Annotated in this window: 20 protein-coding genes; 6 read left to right on the top strand and 14 right to left on the bottom strand. The window is 71.4% G+C overall.

Features of this window, described 5'->3' with window-relative positions:
- Window positions 1-5: 5 nt before the first annotated feature.
- A complete protein-coding gene (gene hemL, locus AB0B98_RS21615; protein ID WP_238668691.1) occupies window positions 6-1,343 on the bottom strand; it encodes a glutamate-1-semialdehyde 2,1-aminomutase in 1,338 nt (445 codons plus the stop codon).
- 176 nt (window positions 1,344-1,519) lie between these two features.
- Between hemL and AB0B98_RS21610 the strand changes: the two genes are divergently transcribed.
- Complete coding sequence (locus AB0B98_RS21610) at window positions 1,520-1,855, top strand: STAS domain-containing protein (protein ID WP_007454492.1); 336 nt, start codon at window positions 1,520-1,522, stop codon at window positions 1,853-1,855.
- A 15-nt stretch (window positions 1,856-1,870) separates the two neighbouring features.
- On the opposite strand, the gene AB0B98_RS21605 is transcribed toward AB0B98_RS21610, so the two are convergent.
- Together AB0B98_RS21605 and AB0B98_RS21600 are read right to left on the bottom strand one after the other, a co-directional pair.
- Window positions 1,871-2,425 carry a response regulator gene (locus tag AB0B98_RS21605; protein ID WP_091395745.1) on the bottom strand — a complete coding sequence of 185 codons (555 nt, stop codon included), beginning with the start codon at window positions 2,423-2,425 and terminating at the stop codon, window positions 1,871-1,873.
- Window positions 2,422-6,789, bottom strand: coding sequence for a HAMP domain-containing protein (locus AB0B98_RS21600; RefSeq protein ID WP_357364788.1), 4,368 nt, complete (start codon window positions 6,787-6,789; stop codon window positions 2,422-2,424). Before AB0B98_RS21600 ends, AB0B98_RS21605 begins: the two co-directional genes overlap by 4 nt.
- A 294-nt stretch (window positions 6,790-7,083) precedes the next feature.
- Here AB0B98_RS21600 and AB0B98_RS21595 point away from each other — a divergent pair, with 294 nt between their 5' ends.
- Together AB0B98_RS21595 and AB0B98_RS21590 are read left to right on the top strand one after the other, a co-directional pair.
- Window positions 7,084-9,156 (top strand): SpoIIE family protein phosphatase, encoded by a 2,073-nt coding sequence (locus tag AB0B98_RS21595; protein WP_357364786.1) that lies wholly within the window; start codon window positions 7,084-7,086, stop codon window positions 9,154-9,156.
- Window positions 9,157-9,204: 48 nt separating this feature from the next.
- Entirely contained in the window at window positions 9,205-9,612 is a 408-nt protein-coding gene (locus AB0B98_RS21590) for a hypothetical protein (protein ID WP_238668688.1), read from the top strand.
- 17 nt (window positions 9,613-9,629) lie between these two features.
- On the opposite strand, the gene AB0B98_RS21585 is transcribed toward AB0B98_RS21590, so the two are convergent.
- Window positions 9,630-10,988, bottom strand: a complete 1,359-nt coding sequence (locus tag AB0B98_RS21585; RefSeq protein ID WP_357364784.1) for an FAD-binding oxidoreductase — start codon at window positions 10,986-10,988, stop codon at window positions 9,630-9,632.
- A gap of 96 nt (window positions 10,989-11,084) precedes the next feature.
- On the opposite strand from AB0B98_RS21585, the gene AB0B98_RS21580 reads away from it, so the two are divergent.
- A complete protein-coding gene (locus tag AB0B98_RS21580; protein WP_357364782.1) occupies window positions 11,085-13,181 on the top strand; it encodes a S9 family peptidase in 2,097 nt (698 codons plus the stop codon).
- A gap of 168 nt (window positions 13,182-13,349) precedes the next feature.
- Window positions 13,350-13,535, top strand: coding sequence for a hypothetical protein (locus AB0B98_RS21575; RefSeq protein WP_357364780.1), 186 nt, complete (start codon window positions 13,350-13,352; stop codon window positions 13,533-13,535).
- Between the two features lie 28 nt (window positions 13,536-13,563).
- On the opposite strand, the gene AB0B98_RS21570 is transcribed toward AB0B98_RS21575, so the two are convergent.
- From AB0B98_RS21570 to AB0B98_RS21555, 4 genes are all read right to left on the bottom strand, one after another.
- Window positions 13,564-15,087, bottom strand: coding sequence for an FtsX-like permease family protein (locus AB0B98_RS21570; protein ID WP_357364778.1), 1,524 nt, complete (start codon window positions 15,085-15,087; stop codon window positions 13,564-13,566).
- Entirely contained in the window at window positions 15,084-15,785 is a 702-nt protein-coding gene (locus AB0B98_RS21565; protein ID WP_238668683.1) for an ABC transporter ATP-binding protein, read from the bottom strand. Before AB0B98_RS21565 ends, AB0B98_RS21570 begins: the two co-directional genes overlap by 4 nt.
- On the bottom strand, window positions 15,782-16,318 hold the full coding sequence (locus AB0B98_RS21560) for a PadR family transcriptional regulator (protein ID WP_238668682.1): 537 nt from the start codon (window positions 16,316-16,318) through the stop codon (window positions 15,782-15,784). The genes AB0B98_RS21565 and AB0B98_RS21560 overlap by 4 nt, the downstream gene beginning before the upstream one ends.
- A 202-nt stretch (window positions 16,319-16,520) precedes the next feature.
- Window positions 16,521-17,099, bottom strand: a complete 579-nt coding sequence (locus tag AB0B98_RS21555) for a TIGR03086 family metal-binding protein (protein ID WP_357364776.1) — start codon at window positions 17,097-17,099, stop codon at window positions 16,521-16,523.
- Between the two features lie 31 nt (window positions 17,100-17,130).
- On the opposite strand from AB0B98_RS21555, the gene AB0B98_RS21550 reads away from it, so the two are divergent.
- Complete coding sequence (locus AB0B98_RS21550) at window positions 17,131-17,958, top strand: AraC family transcriptional regulator (protein ID WP_357364774.1); 828 nt, start codon at window positions 17,131-17,133, stop codon at window positions 17,956-17,958.
- Between the two features lie 39 nt (window positions 17,959-17,997).
- On the opposite strand, the gene AB0B98_RS21545 is transcribed toward AB0B98_RS21550, so the two are convergent.
- Genes AB0B98_RS21545 through AB0B98_RS21520 form a run of 6 tightly spaced genes read right to left on the bottom strand, consistent with a single transcriptional unit; the run spans window position 17,998 to window position 23,595 of the window.
- Entirely contained in the window at window positions 17,998-19,536 is a 1,539-nt protein-coding gene (locus AB0B98_RS21545; RefSeq protein ID WP_357364772.1) for a SpoIIE family protein phosphatase, read from the bottom strand.
- A gap of 4 nt (window positions 19,537-19,540) precedes the next feature.
- On the bottom strand, window positions 19,541-20,866 hold the full coding sequence (locus AB0B98_RS21540) for a sensor histidine kinase (RefSeq protein ID WP_357364916.1): 1,326 nt from the start codon (window positions 20,864-20,866) through the stop codon (window positions 19,541-19,543).
- Between the two features lie 32 nt (window positions 20,867-20,898).
- The gene (locus tag AB0B98_RS21535; RefSeq protein ID WP_357364914.1) at window positions 20,899-21,912 is read right to left on the bottom strand and encodes a SpoIIE family protein phosphatase; all 1,014 of its coding nucleotides are present in this window, start codon (window positions 21,910-21,912) and stop codon (window positions 20,899-20,901) included.
- Window positions 21,909-22,328 (bottom strand): anti-sigma regulatory factor, encoded by a 420-nt coding sequence (locus AB0B98_RS21530; RefSeq protein ID WP_238668679.1) that lies wholly within the window; start codon window positions 22,326-22,328, stop codon window positions 21,909-21,911. Before AB0B98_RS21530 ends, AB0B98_RS21535 begins: the two co-directional genes overlap by 4 nt.
- Window positions 22,325-22,735 (bottom strand): STAS domain-containing protein, encoded by a 411-nt coding sequence (locus AB0B98_RS21525; RefSeq protein WP_357364769.1) that lies wholly within the window; start codon window positions 22,733-22,735, stop codon window positions 22,325-22,327. The genes AB0B98_RS21530 and AB0B98_RS21525 overlap by 4 nt, the downstream gene beginning before the upstream one ends.
- Window positions 22,735-23,595, bottom strand: coding sequence for an STAS domain-containing protein (locus tag AB0B98_RS21520; RefSeq protein WP_357364767.1), 861 nt, complete (start codon window positions 23,593-23,595; stop codon window positions 22,735-22,737). Before AB0B98_RS21520 ends, AB0B98_RS21525 begins: the two co-directional genes overlap by 1 nt.
- Between the last annotated feature and the right edge of the window lie 90 nt (window positions 23,596-23,685).

The following is a 23,685-nucleotide window of genomic DNA, read 5'->3' as shown; positions in this document are numbered from 1 at the left end:
ATCTTCTACCCCCCGTGACCGGCCGCTGCCGCCGCGTTCGCCGCCGTGGGCAGCGCGTCGGCGATGTGTTCCAGAGCGGCGTCGTCGAGCGCCGCCGACACGAACCACGACTCGAACGCGCTTGGCGGCAGGTAGACGCCAGCGGCGAGCATCGCGTGGAAGAACGCCTTGAACGCCGGCACCTGCTGGGTGCGCGCGCTGTCGTAGTCGACCACGTCGGCGTCGGTGAAGAAGACCGAGAACATGCTGCCCGCGTACGACAGTCGGTGTGGGACCCCGGCGGCGGCCAACGCGTCGGACGCCAGCTTGCCCACGACGGCGGCCGTCTCGTCGAGGCGCTGGTACAACGCGTCGTCGGCGAGCCGCAGGGTCGCCAGGCCGGCGGCGCAGGCCAGCGGGTTACCGGAGAGGGTGCCGGCCTGGTAGACCGGGCCGGCCGGCGCGAGACGCGCCATGATGTCCGCGCGCCCGCCGAACGCCGCGGCGGGCAGGCCACCCCCCATGACCTTGCCGTACGTCCACAGATCGGCGTCGGAGGCGTCGAGGCCGTGCCACCCGGCGCGGGAGACCCGGAACCCGGTCATCACCTCGTCCACCACCAGCAGTGCGCCGTGTGCGTGCGCGATCCGGGCGAGCTGCTGGTTGAAGCCGTCGCGGGGGGCCACCACGCCCATGTTGCCGGCGGCGGCCTCGGTGATCACCGCGGCGATGTGCGGGCCCTCGGCGGCGAATGCCTCCTCGACGGCCCGGATGTCGTTGTACGGAAGCACTATCGTCTCGCTGGCCGCCGCGCCGGTCACGCCGGGCGAGTCGGGCAGGCCCAGGGTGGCCACGCCGGAGCCGGCGGCGGCGAGCAACGCGTCGACGTGGCCGTGGTAGCAGCCGGCGAACTTGATGATCTTCGAGCGGCCGGTGAAGCCACGGGCCAGCCGGATCGCCGACATGGTCGCCTCGGTGCCGGAGTTGACCAGGCGGACCTGCTCGACCGGGGTCCGGGCGACGATCTCGTCGGCCAGCTCCACCTCACCGGGGGTGGGAGTGCCGAAGCTGGTGCCCCGGGCGGCGGCGGCCTGGACAGCCTCCACCACCTCCGGGTGGGCGTGCCCGAGGATCAACGGACCCCAGGAGCAGACCAGATCGACGTAGCGGCGACCGTCGGCGTCGTACAGCCACGGGCCCTCACCACGGACCATGAAACGCGGGGTGCCGCCGACCGCCTGGAAGGCGCGCACAGGGGAGTTCACCCCGCCCGGCACGATGGCGCGGGCGCGGTCGAACAGGGCCTCGGAGGCCGGCGCGTCGGCTGGGTAGCGGCCGGATCCGGCAGGAAAGATGTCGGTCACGATGCCGCCATTGTGACAGCGCCGGACGGTCAACCAGCAGCCACCCCGTGGCGGGGTTACCCGGCTCACCTGCAACCCGCGTCGGTCAACAGCGCCGACACGGGGCTCGTGGCCTGGACGGCGACGGCTCGCGGCCTCGACAGGCCAGGTCGGTCGGATCGCGCTAGGCTGACCGGGTGGATCGTGCCGAACTGTCCATCACGCTACACCGGACGGGCGACGAAGCAGTCTTGCGCCTGGCCGGTGAGATCGACATGCTCACGGCGGCCCAGCTCTCCACCGTCGTCAACGAGGTGCTGGCCGACCCACCCCCGCGGATCGTGCTCGACCTCGGCGGCGTCACCTTCTGCGACTCGCAGGGCCTGGGCACCCTTGTCGTGCTCAGCCGCAAGGCCAGCCACGCGCAGAGCCTGCTGATGCTGACGCACGTGGGCGACTTCCTGATCCGCGTGCTGGACATCACCGGCCTGCGCAGCGCCCTGATGATCCGCAACGACCAGCCCACCGGCTGAGCCGCCCCGCCGCCGTCAGGCGGTGTTGCCCCAACGGGCCTGTTCGAGCAGCCGTACCGCCCGGTCGCGGACCTCGGGGTCGTCCGAGCGGAGCTGCGCGGTCGCCTCGTCGACCGCGTCGGTGAGCCGCCGCCACTGCGTGTCGCGCTCCCGGACCAGATCCGACTGGGTGGCGAGCTGCCGGGTCTTCACCCACAGCTCGACGAAGACCGACACCTTGGCCCGGAGCACCCACGGATCGAACGGCTTGGTGAGGTAGTCCACCGCGCCCACCTGGTAACCCCGAAGGGCGAGCTGGGCGTCCCGGTCGGCGGCGGTGAGGAAGATGATCGGCACGTGCCGGGTCCGCTCGCGGCGCTTGATGTGACTCGCCGTCTCGAAGCCGTCCATGTCCGGCATCTGCGCGTCCAACAGGATCACCGCGAAGTCGTCCACCAGCAACTGCTTCAGCGCCGCCTCGCCGCTCTCCACCGCCACCGACTGGACCGGCAACCCCTGGAGGATCGCCTCCAGGGCTGTCAGGTTCTGCCGCCGGTCGTCCACGAGCAGCGCTTTGGCCATCTGGGTCACGAAGTCTCCTCGGTCCGGCTGCCGTTGATCCAGGACGACATCAGTTCGATCAGGTCGTCCAGGTCGACCGGCTTGGTGATGTAGTCGCTGCCCCCGGCAGCGAGGGCCGACTCACGGTCACCCGGCATCGCCTTCGCGGTCAGGAAGACCACCGGAAGGTCGGCGAACCGGTGGTTGCGGCGAATCTGGCGGGTGGTCTCGTAACCATCCTGGTCGGGCATCATGGCGTCCATCAGCACGATGTCCACCTCCGGATGCTCGGCCAGCAGACGGACACCGTCCGCCCCGTTGTCCGAGTACAGCACGGTCATCCCGTGCAGCTCCAACGCGCTGGTCAAGGCGAAGACGTTGCGGACGTCGTCATCCACGATCAGCACCGTGGCGCCGTCCAGTTGACGGGTGGCCGGTGCCTCCGGGCGTTCCGGCAACAGTTCCAGCGGCGGCATCAGCAGCGACGACGGCAGCCCGGCGCGCTGCGGCGACGGAGTCTGCGGCACGACCACCGCGTCCGGGGCCAGCACCTGCGGTACGAACAGGGTGAAGGTCGAGCCCTGACCGGGCGCGGACGAGACGGTGATGGTGCCGCCGATCAGTCGGGCCAGATCGCGGCTGATCGACAGGCCCAGGCCGGTGCCGCCGTACCGGCGACTGGTAGTGCCGTCGGCCTGCTGGAACGCCTCGAAGATGATCGACAGCTTGTCGTCGGAGATGCCGATCCCGGTGTCGATCACGGTGAACGCGATCACCTGCTGGGCGTTCGTCAGCGCCGGCACGTCGAAGACCGCGTTCTCCGCGGCCGGGGCGATCCGCAACGTCACGGCACCGTTGTCGGTGAACTTCACAGCGTTGGAGAGCAGGTTGCGCAGGATCTGCTGCAACCGCTGCGCGTCGGTCACCAACGCCGGCGGCAGATCCTTGCTGACCCGTACCTGGAAGTCCAGGTTCTTCTCCTCGGCCTGCGGCGCGAACGCCTGCTCCACGTAGCCGCGCAGCTCGGTGAAGCGGATCTCGGTCGGCTCGACGTCCATCCGGCCCGCCTCGATCTTGGACAGGTCGAGGATGTCGTCGATCAGTCGCAGCAGGTCGGAGCCGGACCCGTGGATGGTCCGGGCGAACTCGATCTGCTTCGGGCTGAGGTTCTGCTCCGAGTTCTCAGCCAGCAGACGGGCCAGCAGCAGCAACGAGTTCAGCGGGGTCCGCAGCTCGTGGCTCATGTTGGCCAGGAACTCCGACTTGTACGCCGACGCCCGGGTCAGCTGCTGCGCCTTCTCCTCCAGGCCCAGCCGGGCCAGCTCGATCTCCCGGTTCTTCGTCTCGATGTTGCCCTTCTGCTCGGACAGCAGAGTGGCCTTCTCCTCCAGCTCGGCGTTGGTGCGCTGCAACTCCGCCGACTGCTCCTGCATCTCGTGGGCCAGCCGCTGCGACTGGGCCAGCAGCTCCTCCGTACGCCGGTTGGCCTGGATGGTGTTGACGGCGATGCCGATGGTGAGCACCAACCGCTCCAGGAACGACAGGTGCAGTTCGGAGAAGGCCGACACACTGGCGAACTCGATCACCCCGAGCAGCTCGCCCTCGAACAGGACGGGGAGCACCACCAGGTCGGACGGGGGTGTCTCGGCCAGGCCGGACCGCAGGGTGAGCCGACTGTTCGGGGAGGCGCTGACCCGGATCGTGCGACGGGAGAGCGCTGTCTGCCCGACCAGCCCCTCACCCGGCCCGAAGGTGACGTCGTGCCCCCGCGCCACGTACCCGTACGAGGAGGTCAGCCGCAGCCGCATGCTGCCGTCTGTGTCGTCGGCCAGGAAGAAGGCGCCGAGCTGGGCGTCGACCAGCGGAGTCACCTCCGTCATGATCATGCGGCAGACCTCGCCGAGGTCGCGCTGGCCCTGCAAAAGGCCGCCGATCCGGGCGAGGTTGGAGTCCAGCCAGCCCTGCTCGGCGTTCTTCTTTGTCGTCTCCCGAAGGGTGACGATCATCTGGTTGATGTTGTCCTTCAGCTCGGCGACCTCGCCCTGCGCCTTGACAGCGATCCGCTGGGTCAGGTCGCCCCGGGTCACCGAGGTGGACACCTGGGCGATGGCCCGCAACTGCGTGGTCAGCGTCGAGGCGAGCTGGTTGACGTTCTCGGTGAGGTCGCGCCAGGTGCCGGAGACGCCCTTCACCTGCGCCTGACCGCCGAGCTTGCCCTCGATACCGACCTCGCGCGCGACCCGGGTCACCTCGTCGGCGAACGACGACAGCTGGTCGACCATCGTGTTGACAGTCGACTTCAGCTCCAGGATCTCGCCCTGGGCGTCCACGGTGATCTTCTGCGACAGGTCACCCTTCGCCACGGCGGTGGTCACCGAGGCGATGTTGCGGACCTGGCTGGTCAGGTTGGACGCCATCGAGTTCACGTTGTCGGTGAGGTCCCGCCAGGTGCCGGAGACCCCCTTCACCTGCGCCTGACCGCCGAGCTTGCCCTCGGTGCCCACCTCACGCGCGACCCGGGTCACCTCGTCGGCGAACGACGACAACTGGTCGACCATCGTGTTGACAGTCGACTTCAACTCCAGGATCTCGCCCCGCGCGTCCACGGTGATCTTCTGCGACAGGTCACCCTTCGCCACAGCGGTGGAGACCTGGGCGATGTTGCGCACCTGGGCGGTCAGGTTGGACGCCATCGAGTTCACGTTGTCGGTGAGGTCCCGCCAGGTGCCGGCGACCCCGCGCACCTGGGCCTGACCGCCCAACTTGCCCTCGGTGCCCACCTCACGCGCGACCCGGGTCACCTCGTCGGCGAACGACGACAACTGGTCCACCATCGTGTTGACAGTCGACTTCAACTCCAGGATCTCGCCCCGCGCGTCCACCGTGATCTTCTGCGACAGGTCACCCTTCGCCACAGCGGTGGTCACCGAGGCGATGTTGCGGACCTGGCTGGTCAGGTTCGACGCCATCGAGTTCACGTTGTCGGTCAGGTCCCGCCAGGTGCCCGAGACACCCTTCACCTGCGCCTGACCGCCCAGGTTGCCCTCGGTGCCCACCTCACGGGCCACCCGGGTCACCTCGTCGGCGAACGACGACAACTGGTCGACCATCGTGTTGACGGTGTTCTTCAGCTCCAGGATCTCGCCCTGGGCGTCCACCGTGATCTTCTGCGACAGGTCACCCTTCGCCACGGCGGTGGAGACCTGAGAGATGTTGCGGACCTGGCTGGTCAGGTTGCCGGCCAACTGGTTGACGTTCTCGGTGAGGTCCCGCCAGGTGCCGGAGACGCCGCGCACCTGGGCCTGACCGCCCAACTTGCCCTCGATGCCCACCTCACGCGCGACCCGGGTCACCTCGTCCGCGAACGACGACAACTGGTCCACCATCGTGTTGACGGTGTCCTTCAGCTCCAGGATCTCGCCCTGCGCCGCCACCGTGATCTTCTGCGACAGGTCGCCGCGCGCCACAGCAGTGGAGACCTGGGCGATGTTACGGACCTGGGCGGTCAGGTTCGACGCCATCGAGTTGACGCTGTCGGTCAGGTCCTTCCAGGTGCCTGCCACGTTCGGCACCTCGGCCTGGCCGCCCAACTTGCCCTCGGTGCCGACCTCACGGGCCACCCGGGTCACCTGCTCGGCGAAGAGCCGCAGCGTGTCGGTGAGGTAGTTCATCGTGGCGGCCAGCTCGGCCACCTCACCACGGGCGCTGACCGTGATCTTCTGCGACAGGTCACCCTTGGCCACCGCCGTCGCCACCTGCGAGATCGACCGCACCTGGCCGGTCAGGTTCGACGCCATGGTGTTCACCGAGTCGGTGAGGTCCTTCCAGGTGCCGGCGACGCCCCGCACGTCGGCCTGGCCACCCAACTTGCCCTCGGTGCCCACCTCACGGGCCACCCGGGTCACCTCGTTGGAGAACGACGACAGCTGGTCCACCATCGTGTTCACGGTGCGCCCGATGCGCAGGTACTCACCGCGCAGCGGCCGACCGTCGATCTCCAACGCCATGTGCTGGGACAGGTCACCGTCGGCGACCGCCACGATCACCCGGGCGATCTCGGTGGTCGGTCGACCCAGGTCGTCGATCAGCGAGTTGATCGCCCGCTGCCCCTCCGCCCACGAGCCGTCCAACCCCTCGTCGTCGAGCCGCTCGGTGAGCCGGCCGTCGCGACCGACGATTCGGCTGATCCGCCGCAGGTCCAGGTACTGCCGCTCCTGGAGCGAGACCACCTCGTTGAAGGCGTCCGCCACCTCACCGGCCGCGCCGGCCCGGCGGGGGAGCCGGACCTTCAGGTCACCGCGCCCGATCCGTCGCAGTGCCTCGGCCAACTCACCGAGGAGCGCCTCGTGGTCGGACGCGGACGGATCCGCCACCGACTGCTTCGACGTGGTCATCATTCCTCGCTCAACTCGGGGGGCGCCGGTCCGTGCGGGCACACCGGCACCCCATATTGTGCCCGCGCGCGCCGTGGTGCCAGGGTGCGCGACCCGCCAGGTGGCATCGATCGCCCGCCGACCCGCCCGATCAGGGTCGAGCCGGCACGGCGCGCCGCAAACCTCGCCCGGCTCCCGGACCGTTCGTTTCGACGCGTCGACCAGCCCCCTGCCGCCGGTGCCGCTGACCGACGCGACAGCCCGCGATCGGTGATCGGCTTGGCACCCGGCAGGGGGACGGTGGAGGATACGGGGGTGTCAGCCGAGGCGGGGCCCGCGACGGCCGGGGCCCGGGACGGGGCCGTCCGGCGTGTGCGGCTGCCCGCCGACCGCCGTACGCCGGCCGCCGCCCGCGCCGTGGTCCGCTCGGTGTTGACCGAGTCACACCTCGACGAACTGGCCAACGAGGCGCTGCTGCTCACCACCGAGCTGACCACCAACGCCGTCGAGCACGCCCGTACCGAACTGGACATCGAGGTCGTCGCGGACGAGATCGGGCTGACCGTCACCGTCTCCGACTTCGCCCCCGGTTCCGGCGACGAGCTGACAGTCGGCGACCGCAACGACTCCACCGAGATCAACGAGGTCTCCGTCCGGGGCCGGGGCCTGTTGCTGGTCGACCACTTCGCCAGCCGCTGGGGCACCACGTACCTGCCCACCGGGAAGGGCGTCTGGTTCCGGCTGGACCGCCCTGGCGCCGACCCGCCCTCCAGCGGGACCATCGGCGAATCGACACCGGCCAACGCCGGCCCCCGGACGAGCGCCGACGGGTCCGCGCCGAGCGCCAGCGCGATGAGCGAACTCATGCAGACAGCCCCCGACCTGTACGGGGACGACCCGTTGCCCGACTTCGCGACCAGCCTGCTCAGCCGGGTCGCCGAGATGGTGGGCGCAGCCGGCGGCACCATCCGCCTGGACCGGGGCGACGGGCAGGGCAGTCAGGTGCTGGCCCGCTTCGGTCGGCCGCCCCGCCCCGGCAGCGACCTGCTCCGGGTCCCACTGACTGTGCACCGCCCGTACGCCGGGGAGTTGGAGTTGGACGCCGCGCCGTCGGCGTACGCCCAACCGTTGGCGGTGCTCACCGCCGAGCGGCTGTCGCTGCACCTGGAGAACGACCGGCTGCGCCGGGCCGACGTCCGCCGGCAGGTGTGGCTGACCTTCCTGGCCGAGGCGAGCGAACTGCTGGCCCAGTCGCTCGACGTCGACCTGACCATGGCGCTGGTGCCGCAGTTGGTGGTGCCGCGACTCGGTCAGTGGTGCGCTGTGCACACCGCCGACGAATGGGGTCGGCTCCGGCTGGCGGCTGCCAGCCACGCCGACGAGTCGATGCTTCCGCAGTTGCACAAGGTGCTGGCGGAGACCGGGCCGGACTCGATCCAGGCCCGTCTCCGCGAGGCGTCCCGCAGCGCGGCGCAGATCCCCCTGGGCGGGCCGATGGAGGGTTTCGCCGTCCCGCTGATCGCCCGCGGGCAGCGGCTCGGGACCCTGGCGGTGGGGCGGCACCAGCGGCACCGGCACGACCCGGACGAGGTGGCCGTGTTGGAGGACGTGGCTCGACGGGCCGCGCTGGCCATCGAGAACGCCCGGATCCACGCCGAACGCCGTCGGGTGGCGCAGACGCTCCAGCAGTCTCTGCTGCCGCCGGTGCTGCCGCTTGTGGACGGGATCGGTTTCGCCGCCGAGTACGTCCCGACCGGCGACGACGCCGAGGTGGGTGGCGACTTCTACGACGTGGTGCCGCTGCCCGACGGGCGCTGGCTGGTGGTGATCGGTGACGTCTCGGGCAAGGGTGTCCAGGCCGCCGCGGTGACCGGGCTGGTCCGGGACGTGATCCGGGTGCTGGTCGGCGACGGCAAACCGTTACCCGAGGCGCTGGCCCGGCTCAACGAGACGCTTGTCGAGCGCGGTGGCGGTCGCTACTGCACGCTGGCCCTGGCAGCGGTCGGGCCGGGCGAGGGTGACCAGTTGGACGTCTCGCTGCACCTCGCCGGGCACGACCGGCCGGTGCTGCTCGCCGCAGCGGGCGGCGCCGGGTTCGTCGGCACCGGCGGCACCGCGCTCGGCCTGCTCGACACGATCACCTCGCCGACGGCGGAGATCACGCTCGCACCGGGCGATTCGCTGATCTTCTACACCGATGGCGTCACCGAGCGGAGGCGCGGCCGGGAGCTGTTCGGCACCGACCGGCTGCGGGACGCCGCCGCTCCCCTGGCCGGATATTCGGCCGACGTGGTGGCCGCCCGGCTGCGCGCCGCGGCGATCAACTTCTCGGTCGAGCCACCCCGGGACGACATCGCCGTCCTGGTGCTCCGCAACGACGCGACCTGACCGCAGCGCGGCCAACGGCTATCGGGTTTGCTCGGTAGATTGACGACCATGTCGAGTGCCGCGCAGGTCACGTCGTACTCCCGGCCGTTTGTCCGGGCCCTGATCGTCGCGCAGTTCGCGACCATCGGCGGGTTCCTCGCCGTGCTGCTGCTCTACGTCGGTCAGATGGCGAGCGCCGGCGTCGGCCCGGCCGAGATGCTGACCGGCGCGTACGACCCGAAGGACATGGCCTTCTTCGGGGTGCTCCACCCCGTGGTGGCGGTGCTCTACCTGACGGGTGCTGTGCTCGGGCTGCCGTTGGCGATCGTCGCGGTGGCGCTGGTCGTCCGGGAGCGCGAGGCCCTGCCCCGGGCAACCCGGTCACTGCTGCTGGCCGGGGCGGCCGGCAGCCTGCTGGTGCTGGTGGCCCGCCTCACCCCTCCACTGCTGGACATGCACCGGTGGTGGCTGGACTGAGCACGGCCGGCCAGGCCTCACAGGCCGCCGGGGAGCCGCCCCGGCGCGAGCCGGTGCTCCGGATCGAGGTGCCGCTTCGCGGCCCGCAACTGGGCCAGGCCGGCCAACTCGCCCCAGAGGTCGACCGCCTGGCGGACCGCCGCCGGAGCGGAGACCACCACGCAGCGGCCCTGCCGGGCCAGCAGCACCCCTCGGACGGCGGCCAGGATGGACGCCACCCGGTCGGCTGCCAGCGCCCCGGGCAACGCCGCGTGCACCACGCCCAGCCCGGCGGACCCGCGTATCGGCACCGGCGCTCCGGCCGCGTCGCGTAGCGCGTAGACGGCGGCGTGCAGGTCGCCGATCGGCACCTCCAGGCGCAGCGCCGTGTCACCCGGCGCGAACGGGTAGCGGCGCCACCACGTCGGCGCGGAGTGCGCGATCGTCGCCTCCCCGTGCAGCAGGCCGACAAGCCGCTCGGCACGCTCGGTGACGTCGGCGGGGCCGCCTTCCAGCAGCACCACCAGGCTGCCGGCCCGGGACGGGGCGCCGGCCCGGCCGGACATCGACGGATGGCGCTCCCGGGCGGTGGCCGCCGGGTGACCGGGCGGGTACGGCGTACGTGGGCGGGGGGTGCCTCCGGGCAGGTCCAGCTCGATGGCCGCCGGCTCCAGCCGAGCGGCGAGGATCGTCCGGACCAGGTCGTGCACCTCCAACGGCGTCCACACCGGGCGGGACACCCAGAGCCTGCTCGCCGGCACCGGCTGCACCCTCAGGCTCGCCGACACCAGCACGCCGAGCGCACCCTGGGAGCCGCAGAGCAGTCGGGCCAGGTCGAGCCCGGGCGCGCCACCGCCGACGCTGGTCAGCTCGCCGTCGGCGGCGAGGTAACGCAGACCGAGAAGTTGGTCGCAGGGGCTGCCGTGGCGGTGGCGCAACGGGCCGGCCTCGCCGGCGGCGAGCACGCCGCCCACTGTCGCGCCGGGTGAGGGGGCGTCCATCGCGAGCCGCTGGCCGGTGCGCTCCAGGGTGGCCTGCACCGCCCGCAGTGGAGTGCCGGCCCCCACCTCGGTCACCAGCGAGTCGACCGGCTCGTGACCGATGCCGGCCAGTCGGCCGGTGTCGAGCAGGATGTCGACCTGAACGGGGGCGGCACCCCAGTCGATCTTCGTGCCCGCGCCTCGGGGCACCACCGCCAGATCGTGCACGGCGGCCAGCCGCAGCACCTCGGCGGCGGCGTGCGGCCCGCCCGGGACGGCCACCCAACGCGCCGGTCGCCCCGCCACCTCGTCGGCCGGCCCGGCCAGCCGGGAGAACGGTGGACCGCAGATCGCCGCCAACCGCCGGGTGATCTCAAGGGCTCCGGACCGGCCGAGGGAACTCGCTGCTGCCGCCATGCCGGCCATCGTACATGTGTTCTAAAGTCGTGGTGGCGAGTATCGGGATGCCGCTGGTCCGGCGCGCTGCGGCTGCCGGCCGGTAACGTGGCCGCCGTGACCACCGAGACTGCCCCGCCCGCGGCGAAGCGGGTGCCCAGCGAGCGCACCCACCACGGCGACACCGTCGTCGACGAGTACGCCTGGCTCGCCGCCAAGGACGACCCGGAGACGATCGCCTACCTGACCGCCGAGAACGAGTACACCGACGCGCGCACCGCACACCTGGCCGACCTGCGCGCCGACCTGTTCGAGGAGACTCGCCGACGCACCCAGGAGACCGACCTGTCCGTGCCGACCCGCAAGGGCGGGCACTGGTACTACACCCGGACGGTCGAGGGGCAACAGTACGGAGTGCAGTGCCGCCGGGCGGTCCGCGACGGTGAGACCGACCCGCCGGTCAGCGCGGACGGCGCCCCGCTCGACGGCGAGGAGGTGCTGCTCGACGGCAACCTGCTGGCCGAGGGGCACGACTTCCTCTCGCTCGGCGCGTTCGACGTCAGCCCGGACGGACGCTGGCTGGCCTACTCCACCGACTTCTCCGGTGACGAACGCTTCACCCTGCGGGTGAAGGACCTGACCACCGGCGAACTGCTGCCGGACGAGGTGCCGGACACCTTCTACGGCACCGCCTGGTCGTCGGACGCCTCGGTGCTGTTCTACGTGACGGTGGACGACGCCTGGCGGCCGAACCGGGTCTGGCGGCACACCATCGGCTCCGCAGCAGCCGACGACGTGGTCGTCCACCAGGAGGACGACGAGCGGTTCTGGGTGGGGGTGGAGCTGACCCGGTCGGAGAAGTTCATCCTCATCGACGTGCACAGCAAGGTCACCAGCGAGGTGCTGGTGATCCCCGCCGGCAACCCGACCGGCGCGCCGGCCGTGATCGCCCCCCGCCGACAGGGCGTCGAATACACGGTCGAGCACCACGGCCACCGTTTCCTGATCCTGCACAACGACGGCGCGGAGGACTTCGCGCTGGCGTTCACCTCGGCGGACGTACCGGGCGACTGGGTGCCGCTGATCGAGCACACCCCCGGCACCCGACTGGAAGCCGTCGACGCCTTCGCCAACCACCTGGTGGTGTCGCTGCGCACCGAGGGGCTCACCGGGCTGCGGGTGCTGCCGGTGGGCAGTGACGACGGGTACGACATCGACTTCCCCGAGCCGCTGTACAGCGTCGGGTTGGACGCCAACCCGGAGTACCGCACCGGCCAGGTCCGGCTGCGCTACTCCTCGCTGATCACCCCCGACTCGGTGTACGACTACGACCTGGTCACCCGGCAGATGGTGCTGCTCAAACAGAAGCCGGTGCTGCCCGGTCCGGACGGGCGACCGTACGACCCGGCCGAGTACGAGCAGCACCGCGACTGGGCACTCGCCGACGACGGCACCCGGGTGCCGATCTCACTGGTCTGCCGCGTCGGCACCCCCCGGGACGGCTCGGCGCCCTGCGAGTTGTACGGCTACGGCTCGTACGAGGCCAGCATGGACCCGTGGTTCTCGGTGGCCCGACTGTCCCTGTTGGACAGGGGTGTGGTCTTCGCCGTGGCGCACATCCGGGGCGGCGGTGAGCTGGGCCGGCGGTGGTACGACCAGGGCAAGCTGCTGGCCAAGAAGAACACCTTCACCGATTTCGTGGCATGCGCCCAGCACCTCGTCAAGGCCGGCTGGACGTCCAGCGACCGGCTGGTCGCCCGGGGCGCCTCGGCCGGTGGCCTGCTGATGGGCGCTGTGGCCAACCTCGCGCCGGACGCGTTCACCGGGATCGTGGCGCAGGTGCCGTTCGTGGACGCGCTCACGTCGATCCTCGACCCGTCGCTGCCGCTGACAGTCACCGAGTGGGAGGAGTGGGGCAACCCCCTCGACGACCCCGAGGTGTACGCGTACATGAAGTCCTACACGCCGTACGAGAACGTGGCCGCCGTGGACTATCCGGCGATCCTCGCGGTGACCAGCCTCAACGACACCCGGGTCCTCTACTCGGAGCCGGCGAAGTGGATCGCCCGACTGCGGGCGGTGGCACCGAGCGGCGACTACCTGCTCAAGACCGAGATGGGTGCCGGGCACGGCGGCCCGAGCGGTCGCTACGACTCCTGGCGCGAGGAGGCGTTCATCAACGCCTGGATCCTGGACCGCATCGGCCGCGCCTGACCCGTTGGGTCGCGGTGATCGCGCCCGATCCCGGAGGTGGTCCGTCCCCTCGGTCGTTGAGAGGGCGCCACTTTCCTGATCGGGCGCGATCACCGGCGGGTCACGGGTGGCAGGCGCCGCGCCCGGTGTTCCCGGGTCGCAGCGGATGTCGCGGCCTAGACTTCCGGGGTGACCGGGGCTACGGATGGTGACGGCGGGGCCGCCGAGGAGGGCCGCCGTCCGAGCGTGGCGTCGGTGGCCCGGGATCGCCGGGTCTGGCTGATCCTCGCTGTGGTCGCCGGCCTGCTGGTCTGCTGTTGTTCGGCAGTGGTCGGCACCCTGATCGCGCTCTCCTCCGGCCTGCTCGCCGCCTGACCCGGCCGGGCGGCGGGTTCGGCTCGACTCAGGTCGTCCGCAGCTCGTCCAGGGCGGTGCTGACGCGCAGGAAGAGCAGGCCGACGCCGATCGTCACCAGCACCGCGGCCAAGGCGCCGGCGCCGAGCCACGCCAGGTGCTCCAGAGGTACGGGAACGGCGCGCTGCACCTCGGGAATGTGCACGATCCGGTTGTACTGTGCGCTGGTGGCAGGGTCCGCACAGAGCGCTGCCGTGGCCTCGCAGATCATCGTCGACCCGCCGCCCGCCGACACCTCCGCCGCGGCAAGCCCTCGGCCGAGCAGCGTGCCCACTGTGAGGGCGAGCAGGATCGCCGGTGCTGCCGGCGCCAACGCCTGCCAGGCCACCGAACGGCTCAGCGTGGCGCGGGGCACCCCGGTGGCGACCAGTGCGGCGTAGGCGCGTCGGCGGGCGACGATCCCCTCGACCAGCGCGACGATCAGCCCGCCCGTCGCGATCAGGATGGCCACGGCAATCGCGCCATCGACGTAATCCATAGTGGACAGGTAGAAGGGGTTGGTGCCACCATCCAACCCGGCGACCCGGTTCTGCTCCCGCTCAAGCTGGTCCTTGGTCCCGAAGTAGGCCCGCTGGGCGGCTGCGCCCCCGCCGAAGATCAGGGCGGCGAGCAGCGCCGCGAACGTGCGGCTACCCGCCCACGGGTCGGCCATCAGCCGGCCCGCCGCGAGCAGGGCAGCCGGACCCCGGGCGTGCCGGCGCAACAACCGGCCGCAGTGGTACGACAGCCAGCCGGTGCCGATCACCACCCCGATCATCGCCGCCAAGGCACCCCCCGCGAACAACAGCGGCACCAGCCAGGTCAGCCCTCCGTCGTCGTCGATCGAATTCACCACCGGGCGGATCACCGCGAACGAGGCCACGCCGAACCCGATCAGGAGCCCCGCCCACGGACCCGGACCACGCTCGCGGGCGGCCTTGCGGCTCACCCCGAGCGGGCTGGTGGTGACAGTACGAAGCATCAGGACGGTGGCCAGCGCCGCCACAACCGGCAGACCGAGCACCACTCCGGCCAGCGCGCCGGTCGACGGCAGCACGTCGGTGGGCAGGGCCAGTCGCCCTTGCGCGTCCGGGCGGTGCAGCAGATCGCGGCCGACCAGATAGACACCCAGCCCGACGAGCGTGCCGAGCAGAGCGGCCACGCCGGTCTCCAGCACCACCAGCCGGGTGACCTGCCCGGGCGTGGCGCCGGCCAACCGGAGCGCGGCCAACCTGCGGTCCCGTGCCGGCGCGCCGAGCCGGGCGCACTGACCGGCCAACGCCAGCACCGGGATCATCAGCATCAGCAGCGCGAACGCCGTGCCACCGCGCAACCCGGGCTCGCGCAGCAGCGCGTTGCGGTACTGCTCCGACTGGGCCCAGGCGTCGCCGGCGGGCTTCTCGATGGCCAACACGGTGAGCGCCGTCAGCCCGGCCAGGGTCGCCAGCAGGGCGCTGAGCGCGGTGAGGACCACCCGGGCGGTGTCGGTGCGGGTGCCGGCGAGCGCGAGGCGGAGCAGCGTCGTCGGTCTCAACGGGCACCGCCGGCCAGCGGCACGTCGAGCCCCAGGCCGGTGTGGTCCACCAGGCCGTCGCGCAGCACGATCTCCCGATCCGCGTACGCGGCGATCCGCGGCTCGTGGGTGACCAGCACGACGGCGGTGCGCTGCTCGCGGGCGAGCCGGACCAGTTGGGTGAGGACCTGCTCGCCGGCGAGCGTGTCCAGTGCGCCGGTCGGCTCGTCGGCGAAGAGCACCCGAGGCTCGGTCACCAGCGCCCGCGCCGTGGCGCAGCGTTGCTGCTGACCCCCGGACATCTCACCCGGCCGCACGTCGGCCACCTCGGCCACCCCGAACCGTTCCAGCCAGGTGAGCGCCGCCGTCCGTGCCTCTCGCCGCCCCGTGCCGGCGAGGAGCAGGGGCAGGGCGACGTTCTCGGCTGCCGTCAACTCGGCCACCAGTTGACCGAACTGGAACAGCACCCCGAACTCGGTGCGCCGCAGCCGGGACCGGGCCGCCTCCGACCAGGTGTCGATGCGGTGCCCACGCCAGGTGACCTCGCCGACGTCCGGCCGGAGAATCCCGGCCAGGCAGTGCAGCAGGGTCGACTTGCCGCAGCCACTCGGCCCGGTGACGGCGACGATCTCGCCCTCCGCCACCTCGAGCGTCACGCCGCGCAGCGCCGGCGTCGGGCCGTACGCCCGAACCACGCCGCGAGCCTGGAGTTGCGTCACGGATGCACCTCCCGGTGCCAGTCGGCGACCCGGCCCAGGGTGGCGTGCAGCCACCGCAGATCCGCGTCGAGGTGGGCGATCGCGAAATCGGCTGCTACCACGTCGCTGAGGGTGGCGGCCGGGTCACCCTTGACCGTGGTCAGCTCACGCAGCCGTGCGGTGTGCGCGGCCCGCTGGGCGACCAGGTACGACCGGGCCCGATCGACATCGGCGACCAGCAACGCCACGACCACCTTGGCGAAGAGCGTGCTGGCCACGTACGGCATTGGTGCTTCCACAGTGGACAGCCACTGGTCCAGTGCGTCCCGCCCCTGGTCGGTCAGCGCGTACGCGGTGCGATCCGGCCCGCCCACCCGGTCCTGCCCGGCGGAAGCCACCAGCCCGTCACGTTCGAGGCGGCCGAGAGTGGCGTAGACCTGCCCGAAGGCCAGCGGCCGAGCCCTCGGCAGCCGTTCGTCGTGCGCACGCTTCAGCTCATACCCGTGCCGGCTGCCCCCAGCGAGCAGCCCGAGCAGAACATGCGGCGTGGACACCCGACCCACTATTCACCCAGCGAATACCCAAGTCAACAACCCCCACCCCCACCCACCCCTACCCCCACCCACCCCTCACGCTGTTGATCATGAAGTTATTGCGCCGACACGCCGCGACAGATGGCAAAAACTTCATGATCAACGGAGTGGGTGGGGCGGAGGCGGGGGGTGGGGGTCGGGGGGTGGGGGTCGGGGGGTGGGGTTAGGGGGTTTGGGGCCAGGTGGGGGTGCGGCCGGTCTGGGTCAGGAGGTGGGTCAGGTCGGGGGGCAGGTCGGGGGTGGGGGTGGGTAGCGGGTCGGCGAAGACGCCCATCTTGCGGGCGGTGGGACCCAACCGCTCCACCAGCGCGTGCAGCTCGGCCACCGCCTCCGGAGCCGGGTCGTACGGCTGGCCGGTGGCGACCGCGAGATCCCAGCCGTGCACTGTCAGGTCCAGCAGGGCCATGCCGCCGATGACTGGCTGCGGCATACCCATGCCCGGTGACACACCCTCCAGTGTGGACGGGTCCGACCAGGCGGTCACCAACCGGCCGACCTCCACCTCGAAGCGGTCCCGCCAGCCGTCACCCAGGTGGTCGGGCTTCTCGGCCCACTCCACCTGACGCTTCTCGGCCAGGTCCTGAAAGTTGACCACCACCTGGAAGAGGTGATTGAGCAGATCACGGACCAGGTAGTCGCTGCACGGGGTGGGCAGGTCCAGTTGGTCGTCGGAGACACCCCGTACGACATCGACGGTTCGCGGCGCGGCGGCCGCCAGCAGCTCGCTAGTCTGAGTGGACATAGGGCCAGCGTATGAGGGTGGTCTTGAACAAATGCGACAGCGACCGCGTGGCGACAGCCGGGGGATTCTCGACCCCGGGCGCCTGCTGCGCGAGATGCGCTTCCGCCGACACCTGCCGGCGGAGTCGCTACGCCAGTGGGTCGAGCACTACTGGTTGATCGACTGGGCGTTGAGCGCGCCGTTCGAGCAGCGGGTCGTGCCGCACCCGGCGGTGAACGTGGTGTTCCGACGGGACGACGACGGGCCCGAGTCCGGCGAGGTGGCCGGGGTGGGCCGCGACCTGTTCCGGATCACGCTCAGTGGCACCGGCCGGGTGGCCGGGGTGCAGTTCCGCCCCGGCGGCTTCCACCCGTTCTGGCGGCGCGCGGTCAGTGAGCTGACCGGCCGTAGGGTGCCGATGCCCGCCGGCCGGCTGACCCACGTCGACGTCCCGGTGGGCGCGGGCACGTCCCCGGGAGCACCCACCTCGGCGGCCGGCGACGACGAGCGCTGCCGGGCGCTGGACACCCTCCTCACCGCCTGGCAACCGGAACCGGACCCGATGGCCGAGGAGGCTGTCCGACTGGCCGAGGCGATCCGTACCGACCGGACGGTGCTGCGCGTCGACGACTTCGCCGCGCGGCACGACGTTCCGGTCCGCCGGTTGCAGCGGCTCTTCATCGAGTACGTGGGGGTCGGGCCGAAGTGGGTGATCCGCCGCTACCGGCTCCAGGAGGCTGTCGAACAGGCCGCTGGTGGCCCGCTGAGCTGGGCTGACCTCGCCGCCGACCTCGGCTACAGCGACCAGGCCCACCTGGTCCGCGACTTCACCGCCGTCGCCGGGGTGTCCCCCGCCGCGTACGCCCGCTCGGTGCGCTGAGGAAGCCGAGGAGCTGACAGCGCCGGCAGCGCTGGCAGATCAGCGCCGCCGCAGGACGACCACGGCGACGTCGTCCTGGATCTCCGGTGGGGCCAGTTCCACCAGCAGCCGGGCGCAGAACTGGTCCAGGTCACCGTCGACGGTCGCGGCGACCCCGGCCAGTGCGGCAAGCCCCTCGTCGATGGTGGCGTCCCGCCGCTCGATCAGCCCGTCGGTGTAGAAGACCAGCGTGGCCCCGGCCGGCACCACGAACTCCAGGTCGGCCGGGCGCGGGGCGCGGACGCCGAGCAGCGGCGCTGAATGCTGCACGAACTCGACCTTGCCGTCCTGGATCAGCAGCGGCGGCAGGTGCCCGGCGCTGGCCAGCCGGACCCGTCCGGTCGGCGGGTGCATCAGCAGGACGCAGAGCGTCGCCAGCTCGTTCGGCAGCAGTGTCCGCATCAGCTCGTTGACCCGGTGCAGGATCTCGCCGGGCTGGTGGCCCTCGACCGCGTACGCCCGCACCGCGTGCCGCAGCTCGGCCATCACCGTCGCCGCGTGCAGTGAGTGCCCGGCGACGTCCCCGATCGCGAGCAGCAGGTGACCGTCGAGCATCACCAGCTCGTAGAAGTCGCCGCCCACCTCGGTCTGCGCGCTGGCCGGCTCGTAGCGCACCGCGAGGTCGAGGCCGGCCACGGTGGGCAGTCCGCGCGGGAGCAGGCTGCGTTGGAGGGTGACAGCGATGCGGTGCTCCTCGTCGAACGAGCGCTGCCCCTCCACTGCCGCCGCCACCGCCTGAGCCAGTTGCTTGAGCACCGGGGTCCGCGCGGTCTGGGTGGCGGTCGGGACCACCACGTACAGCGGGGCCCGGTCCTCGCGCAGTCGGGCGGCGGCGACTGTCACCGTGTCGTCCACCGGCCAGTCGACGAGCGCCCAGTTCGCCGGGGTCTCCACTCGCACTGTGGCACCGGTCGGCACCCCGGTGTCGTCGACGACCCATGGCACCACGGCGGCCACCTCGCCGGGACCGGCGCAGACACCCGCGAGGCAGTCGCCGTCGAAGGTCTCGGCGATCACCGCGGCCGGGCTCTTGAAGATCTGGGCGGCGCCCTCGGCTGCGGCCTCCAGCAGGCGCGCGAAGGTCGGCGCGGCGTGCACCGCGACTGTCGTGTCGGCCAACCCGAGCAGCCGCTCGGCGAGCAGTTCGGCGCGCTGCCGGGCCTGGTAGTAGCGCAGCACCGCCCGGGTGGTGGCGATCAGCTCCTCGGGCTCGATCGGCTCGGTCAGGTACGCGTCAGCGCCCCGGGTGAGCCCCTGGGCGCGGTCGGCCACGTCCACTGCGTGCGCCGACACGTGGACCACCGGCATCGCCGGGTGCCGTGCCTTGATCTGCTCGCAGACCTCGTAGCCGCTCAGGTCGGGCAGCCGGACGTCGAGAACCACCAGGTCGATCCGGTCCTCCTCGACCCGAGCCAACGCCTCGGCGCCGTTCTCCGCCTCCAGCACTGTGAACCCGGCCCGGGTCAGCCAACTGACCAGCAGGTAACGCTTGGTACGACTGTCGTCGACCACCAGGATGGTTGTCGGTACGCCGTCCATGCCGTCACGCCCCGCCGACGGGTAGGGAGACGGTGAACGTGCTGCCTTCGCCGGGCGTGCTGGTCAGCTCCAGTGACCCGCCGAGCAGCGTCACCAACCGCCGGGCGTACGGCAGACCGAGGCCGGTGCCGCCGACCCGGGTGGCTCCGGGGATCTGGTAGAACTCCTCGAAGATCCGGTCGCGCAGCTCAGGAGCGATGCCCGGCCCGGTGTCGCTGACCTCGAACTGCCAGCGGTCGCCGTGTTGGCTGGCCCGCAGTCGCACCTCGCCGCGCTCGGTGAACTTCAACCCGTTGTGCAGCAGGTTGCGCAGCACCTGACCGAGCAGCACCTCGTCGGTGCGCAGCACCGCCGGCCCGCTGGGCTCCTCCACGACCAGCTCCACCTCCGGGCGGGTGGCCAGCGCGCGCAGGGTGCCGCGCAGTTGCCCGAAGACCGGCCGCAGGTCGACCTCGGCCAGCTCCGGCTCGATCCGGCCGGATTCCGCCTTGGCCAGGTCGAGGAGTTCGTTCACCAGGTTGAGCAGATCTGCCGCCGACGAGCGGATCAGATCGACCTGGCGGCCCTGCTCGTCGGTGAGCGGGTCGGAGGCGGAGTCGGTGAGCAGCCGCCCCAGGCCGATGATCGCGGTGACCGGGGCGCGCAGCTCGTGGCTCACGTTGGCCAGGAACCGGCTCTTCGACTCACTTGCCGCCCGGAGCTGGGCCGACTTCTCGTCCAGCTCGGCGTAGAGGGCGACGACACCGCGGTTGGTCTCCTCCAGCTCCTCGGTGAGCTGGTTGTAGAGCGCCAGCACGCCGCGGTTGGTCTCGGCCAGCTCCTCGTTCAGCACGGCCAGCTCGTCGCGCTGACTGCGCACCTCGTCGAGTGCGGAGATGAGCTGCCCGTTCTGCACGGTCAGCTCATCCAGCGCACTGGCCGGCGCGGTACGGCCGAGTTCGGCACGGAACTCGGCGAGCCGCTCCGGGGTCGGCGTCGGCGCGTTGGCCGGGACTCGTCGGGACATCCGTACGACCGTAACCCCCTCGACGGTCGACACGCTCAGTGTGTCGACCAGTCGGGACACCGCGCCGGACTGCGGTTGGTAGCGGCCGTCCGGCAGCGGGGACATCGGGGCCAGGTCGGCGCGCAGGTGAAACCGGCCGTCGGCGGCTGTGTCGACGTGGAAGGAGACGTCGGCACCGCCGGTCGTCCGCAGCAGATCGCGGGCGACCTCGCTGAGCGCGGTGGCGATTCGCACCTGGTCCTGGTGTTCGAGGCCGACCACAGCGGCCACCTCGCGCCCCCGCTGACGGATCACGAAGATGTCCTGCTCGACCCGCAGCGCCATCTGGAGCAGCGGCAGCGCTGCCGGGTCCCCGCTCACGCCCACGACCTCGCGACAAGTACGCAGGCGTCGTCGCGTCGCACACCGGCGTCTCGGAGCAGGGTCGCCGCCATCACCAGCGGGGATCGCTCCGCCAGGCCCGGGTAGTCGGTTATCCGCCACCGGTCGACCACCCCGTCGCTGTGCATCACCAGCCGGGCGCCGGGACCGAACGGGTAGTCGTACTCCCGGATCGTGGGCCGTTGGTGGCCGGCGATGCCGGGCAGCGACACCAGCCCCCGACGGCGGCCGTCACCCTCGACGACCACGCCGGCGATGTTGCCCAGGCCGGCGTAGTGCAGCACGCCTGCCTCCGGCATCAGCTCTCCGACGGCGAGCGCGGCACCCCGGGTGTGCGACATGCTCCGGTGCAGGTGACCGACCACCATCGCCGGTGGGCCGGCCGGGGCGTCGCGGAATGCGGCCAGGGCCGCGTCGGTGGCGGCCCCGGCGAGCGGGCCGTGCCCCAACCCGTCGCTCACCAGCACCTGGTGCCGCCCGTCGACGACCCGGACGGCGTAGCCGTCGCCGCTGATCGTCTCGCCGGTCAGGGGTCGGGTGAGGGCGCCGGCCCAGGACGGTCGCGCCGCCTCGGCCGGCCAGACCTGCACGGCGAGGACGGTGCCCCGGCCGGGCAGTGAGTATCCGTCGAACCAGCTGGCCTGCCGGACGATGGCACCCAGACCGATGCCGAGTGTGCCGGTGGTCGAGTGCCCGTCCTGCGACGAGACGGTCAGGTCGGCCATGCCGGGCCCGGAGTCGATCGCCACCAACTCCACCCCGGCCTGCCCGGCGCGGCGTACCGGCCGGAGCAGCAGGACACCCTCGTCGGCGTGCTTGACCAGGTTGCTGGTCAGCTCGGCCGCCACGATGGCCAGGTCGGCGATGCGCGCCGCCCCCATCTCCACCTGCGCGCCGAGACGTTCGGCGGCGCGCCGGACGGCGCTCGCCGCGCTGCTGGCCTCCACCCGGAACCAGATGCCGCTGTCGGTGACCGCGTCGGCGTTCACCTGGACCACTTGGTGACCGTGATTCGCGTACCGCTCTCCGCCGACGTCTCGATCTGGAACTCGTCGACCAGCCGGCGGGACCCGCTGAGGCCGAGGCCGAGACCGCCGCCGCTGGTGTAGCCGTCGGTCATGGCCAGGTCGAGGTCGGCGATGCCCGGCCCGGAGTCGGCGAACACTATCTGCACGCCATTGCGTCGGCCGTTGTTGACCACCGTCACCTCGACCGACCCGCCACCGCCGTACACCAGGGTGTTTCGGGCCAACTCGCTCGCCGCGGTGACCACCTTGGTCTGGTCGACGAGGGACAGCTTGACGGACACCGCCACGGCGCGGACCAACTGCCGGACGCGCACCACGTCCTCATCGCTGCGAACCGACTGCGCCTGCGGCTGGCCCAGGTCGACGCCCGTGGTCACGGCGTGGCCGTCTCGACGTCCGGTTCGTCGTCGAGCTGGTAGTCGAGCTCGTCGGCGTGGGCCGCCGCGATCAGCTCCATGCCGCGCTCCACGTTCAGCGCGGTACGGATGCCGTTCAGCGACAGCCCGAGTTCGACAAGGGTGATGGCGACGGCTGGACGCATCCCGACCACCACCGTCTCCGCGTCGAGCACCTTGGAGATCGACGCGATGGTGGAGAGCATCCGCCCGACGAACGAGTCGACGATGTCCAGCGCTGTGATGTCGATGATGACGCCGTGGCAGCCGGTGTCGACGATCCGCTCGGCCAGATCCTCCTGGAGCGCGACCGCCGTCTGGTCGGACATGTCCAGTTGGATGGAGACGAGCAGGATGTCCCCGATCTTGAGGATCGGCACCCGCTCCATCAGATGTCCCGGCGCGGCTGGCGGCGGGCGGTCTCTACCCCGTTGAGCCGCAGCACGTGGCGCAGCGCGTCGGCGAGGCTCGCCTTGGTGGCGATGTCGCCGAACTCGATGCCGAGCGCCACGATGGTCTGCGCGATCTGCGGGCGGATGCCGGAGATGATGCAGTCGGCGCCCATCAGCCGGGCGGCCACCACGGTCTTCAGGATGTGCTGGGCGACCTGGGTGTCCACCGCCGGCACGCCGGTGATGTCGATGATCGCGTACGGCGAGCCGGTGTCGACGAGGGTCTGCAACAGCCGCTCCATGACGACCTGGGCCCGGGCCGAGTCCAGGGTGCCGACCAGCGGGACGGCGACGACACCCTCCCAGAGCTTCACCACCGGCGTGGAGAGTTCGAGCAGTTGCTCGGCCTGATCCGCGATCAGGCTCTCCCGGGTGCGGACGAAGCTCTCGAAGGTGAACAGGCCCATCTCGTCGACAAGCTTCGAGAAGGCGACGTAGTCCTTCAGCGCGTCAGTGCCACCGGCCTCCTGCACCAGCTCGGCCAGCACGTCCTTCAGCGCGAAGACGCTGATGGTGGTCTCGGTGGCGGAGAAGCCCTGCCGGGCCCGGCCACGGGACAGCTCGGAGAGCGCGGCGCGCAGTTCGGCGGCGCTGTCGGCGGACAGATCGATGGAGCCCTGTTCGCCGCTGGCGACGATGGCACGGTGCAGGTCCTGGACCTGTCGGCGCAGCTCCGCCTGGCTCAGCCGGCCTCGCAACGAACTGGTGACGATCTCGGTCCACCGAGTCGTGACCCGTTCGTCCTGCCCGTTGAGCAGCGCGACGAGCCGACCACTTTCTTCGGTGCTCAACGCCATTTCGAACCCCCTTGACCTGGACCGGGCGGACTCTATCACCGGGGCCTGACCAACTACTTGCCCCGTAGCAACGGAATGACGATGGCCACC

It is taken from the genome of Micromonospora sp. NPDC048947, from assembly GCF_040649495.1.
Taxonomy (GTDB): Bacteria; Actinomycetota; Actinomycetes; order Mycobacteriales; family Micromonosporaceae; genus Micromonospora; species Micromonospora alfalfae.
The sequence above is the reverse complement of the archived record's forward strand: the minus strand, read 5'-3'. Positions and strand labels throughout refer to the sequence as shown.

Excerpts from the sequence above, each read along its gene's own strand:
- AB0B98_RS21600 (WP_357364788.1), bottom strand. The coding sequence starts at position 6,789 with ATGACCACGTCGAAGCAGTCGGTGGCGGATCCGTCCGCGTCCGACCAC.
- AB0B98_RS21590 (WP_238668688.1), top strand. The coding sequence starts at position 9,205 with ATGTCGAGTGCCGCGCAGGTCACGTCGTACTCCCGGCCGTTTGTCCGG.
- AB0B98_RS21585 (WP_357364784.1), bottom strand. The coding sequence starts at position 10,988 with ATGGCGGCAGCAGCGAGTTCCCTCGGCCGGTCCGGAGCCCTTGAGATC.
- AB0B98_RS21555 (WP_357364776.1), bottom strand. The coding sequence starts at position 17,099 with ATGTCCACTCAGACTAGCGAGCTGCTGGCGGCCGCCGCGCCGCGAACC.
- AB0B98_RS21550 (WP_357364774.1), top strand. The coding sequence starts at position 17,131 with ATGCGACAGCGACCGCGTGGCGACAGCCGGGGGATTCTCGACCCCGGG.
- AB0B98_RS21545 (WP_357364772.1), bottom strand. The coding sequence starts at position 19,536 with ATGGACGGCGTACCGACAACCATCCTGGTGGTCGACGACAGTCGTACC.
- AB0B98_RS21540 (WP_357364916.1), bottom strand. The coding sequence starts at position 20,866 with ATGGCGCTGCGGGTCGAGCAGGACATCTTCGTGATCCGTCAGCGGGGG.
- AB0B98_RS21525 (WP_357364769.1), bottom strand. The coding sequence starts at position 22,735 with ATGGAGCGGGTGCCGATCCTCAAGATCGGGGACATCCTGCTCGTCTCC.
- AB0B98_RS21520 (WP_357364767.1), bottom strand. The coding sequence starts at position 23,595 with ATGGCGTTGAGCACCGAAGAAAGTGGTCGGCTCGTCGCGCTGCTCAAC.